Source organism: Streptomyces sp. NPDC057654, from assembly GCF_042800135.1.
Taxonomy (GTDB): domain Bacteria; phylum Actinomycetota; class Actinomycetes; order Streptomycetales; family Streptomycetaceae; genus Streptomyces.
This window is the reverse complement of the sequence record NZ_JBHVHQ010001130.1, coordinates 1-2,238: the sequence shown is the minus strand read 5'-3', so window position 1 is coordinate 2,238 and position 2,238 is coordinate 1. Positions and strand designations below refer to the sequence as shown.

Annotated in this window: 2 protein-coding genes and 1 pseudogene; 1 reads left to right on the top strand and 2 read right to left on the bottom strand. The window is 73.8% G+C overall.

Going from position 1 to position 2,238, the window contains the following annotated elements:
- Positions 1–38: 38 nt before the first annotated feature.
- Positions 39–731: a metal-dependent transcriptional regulator gene (locus ACFU99_RS41260; protein WP_363131608.1), complete on the bottom strand. Its 693-nt coding sequence runs from the start codon at positions 729–731 to the stop codon at positions 39–41.
- Between the two features lie 234 nt (positions 732–965).
- Between ACFU99_RS41260 and ACFU99_RS41255 the strand changes: the two genes are divergently transcribed.
- On the top strand, positions 966–1,814 hold the full coding sequence (locus ACFU99_RS41255; RefSeq protein WP_384403228.1) for an SIS domain-containing protein: 849 nt from the start codon (positions 966–968) through the stop codon (positions 1,812–1,814).
- A 34-nt stretch (positions 1,815–1,848) separates the two neighbouring features.
- On the opposite strand, the pseudogene ACFU99_RS41250 reads toward ACFU99_RS41255, so the two are convergent.
- A pseudogene (locus tag ACFU99_RS41250) lies at positions 1,849–2,238 on the bottom strand (diguanylate cyclase); the annotation flags it as partial.

Sequence of the window (2,238 nt, the reverse complement as noted above, 5' to 3'; positions counted from 1 at the left end):
CCGCGAAGGCGCCCGGCAGAGCCGAGGGGAAGTCCGCGTCAGCGCTTGGCCACGAAGACGTGCGAGGCGATGTCCGCCTCCAGCTCCGCCGCCTCGCCGCTGCTGCCGACCAGCACCCCGCCGGCCGACTCCGTCACGCTCACCACCGCGCCCGGCTGCACCCCGGCGCGGCGCAGCGTGTACATCAGCTGCGCGTCCATCTGGATGGGCTCGCCGATCCGCCGCACCACCACGGTCTTGCCGCCGGCGCCCGGCTCCAGCTCCATCAGGCTGACCATGCCGTCGTTGAGGAACGGGTCGGCCTCGGCCTTCTCGCCCAGCTCCTCCAGGCCCGGGATGGGGTTGCCGTACGGCGACTCCGTGGGATGGCGCAGCAGTTCCAGCACGCGCCGCTCCACCGCCTCGCTCATCACGTGCTCCCAGCGGCACGCCTCCGCGTGCACCTGCTCCCACTCCAGCCCGATCACGTCGACGAGCAGGCACTCGGCGAGCCGGTGCTTGCGCATCACGCGCGTCGCCAGCCGCCGGCCCTCCTCCGTCAGCTCCAGATGGCGGTCCCCGGCGACCGTGACCAGGCCGTCGCGCTCCATGCGCGCGACCGTCTGGCTGACCGTCGGCCCGCTCTGGTCGAGCCGTTCCGCGATTCGGGCGCGCATCGGGACCACACCCTCCTCCTCCAGCTCAAGGATGGTGCGGAGATACATCTCCGTGGTGTCGATCAGTCCGGACATGGGTGTCCCTCGATCCGTCGTGCGGTGGCCCTGAACTCAATTCTGACGCATCCCACTGACAACGGTGCCGTTAGTCGACCGCGCACGACGGCGCCGAGGCCATGAGGGGCGTCACAGCGGCATCACGGGCGTGCTCCCGCGCCAGTCCGCGGGCTGTATTGACAGGGCACTGGTCCAGACCGCAACGTGATCCGCGCCACCAGAGTACGCACCGACGGAAAGGCTCCTGCTGCGATGAGTGCTGCCACGCGTGCCGCGGCGAACGGGTCCGACGAGTCCAACCGGCCCGACGAGTCCAACCGGCCCGACAGGTCCAACGGGTCCGAGCCGGCCGGGGCCGCGCTCGCCGGGCAGTACTTCGACGCCGCCATCGAGCTGCTGGCGAAGGTCCGCGACGAGGAGGCCGGGCCCATCGGCGCCGCCGGCGCCCTCCTCGCGGACACCGTCGCCGACGGCGGACGCCTCTTCGTCTTCGGCGCCGGCCACTCCTCGCTCCCCGCACAGGACGTCGTCTACCGGGCCGGCGGCCTCGCCCTCATGAACCTCCTCGCCGTCCCCGGCGTCGTCGGCGTCAACGTCATGCCCGCCACCCTCGGCAGCGCCCTGGAGCGCGTCGACGGGCTCGCCGGGGCCGTCCTCGACACCAGCCCCGCCCGCCCCGGCGACGTCCTCGTCGTCATCTCCCTCTCCGGCCGCAACTCCCTGCCCGTCGAGATGGCCCTCAACGCCCGCGCCCTCGGCCTGAAGGTCGTCGGGGTGACGTCGGTCGCGTACGCCGCCGAGACCAGGTCCCGGCACGTCTCCGGCACGTACCTCAAGGACCACTGCGACCTCGTCCTCGACACCAAGATCGCACTCGGCGACGCCGAACTCACCGCCGAGGGCATCAGCGCCCCCTTCGCCCCCGCCTCCACCGTCGTCACCAGCGCCCTGATCCAGGCCGTCATGGCCGCCGCCGCCGGAAACCTCGCCGCCCGCGGCATCGACCCGCCGATGCTGCGCTCCGGCAACGTCGACGGCGGCCACGAGTGGAACGGCCGGATCATGACGGAGTACGGCGACCGGATCTTCTACCGCCACTGAGCGCCGGGCCCGCGCCCGTGCCCGTAACGCGCCCTCACGCCCGTACCACCGCCGCCAGGTCCACCGACGCGGCGACGCGGGCCGCCACGTCCTCCGCGTACGTGGCGTCCACGCGGTCGAACGGGCGGCGGGACGGGCCCCGCAGGAAGGTGGCGGCGCCCAGCGTGCGGCCCCTGCTGCGCAGCACGACGCTCAGGGCATGCGCCGTGCCGTCCGGCCATTTGCGGGCCGCCGCCCACAGCGCGGCGGCGGCGTCCGAGTCGCCCGACGCGCTGGAGCGCACCGAGCCGCAGCGCTCGACCGCCAGCAGCGCCGGGTGGCCCTCCGGATAGCCGACCGGGATGTCGCAGGGGGCCGTCGGCGGCTGCGGCCCCGGCGCGCCCGCGGGCGTCAGCGCCGCCCGTACGAGCCGGACGGGCGGCTC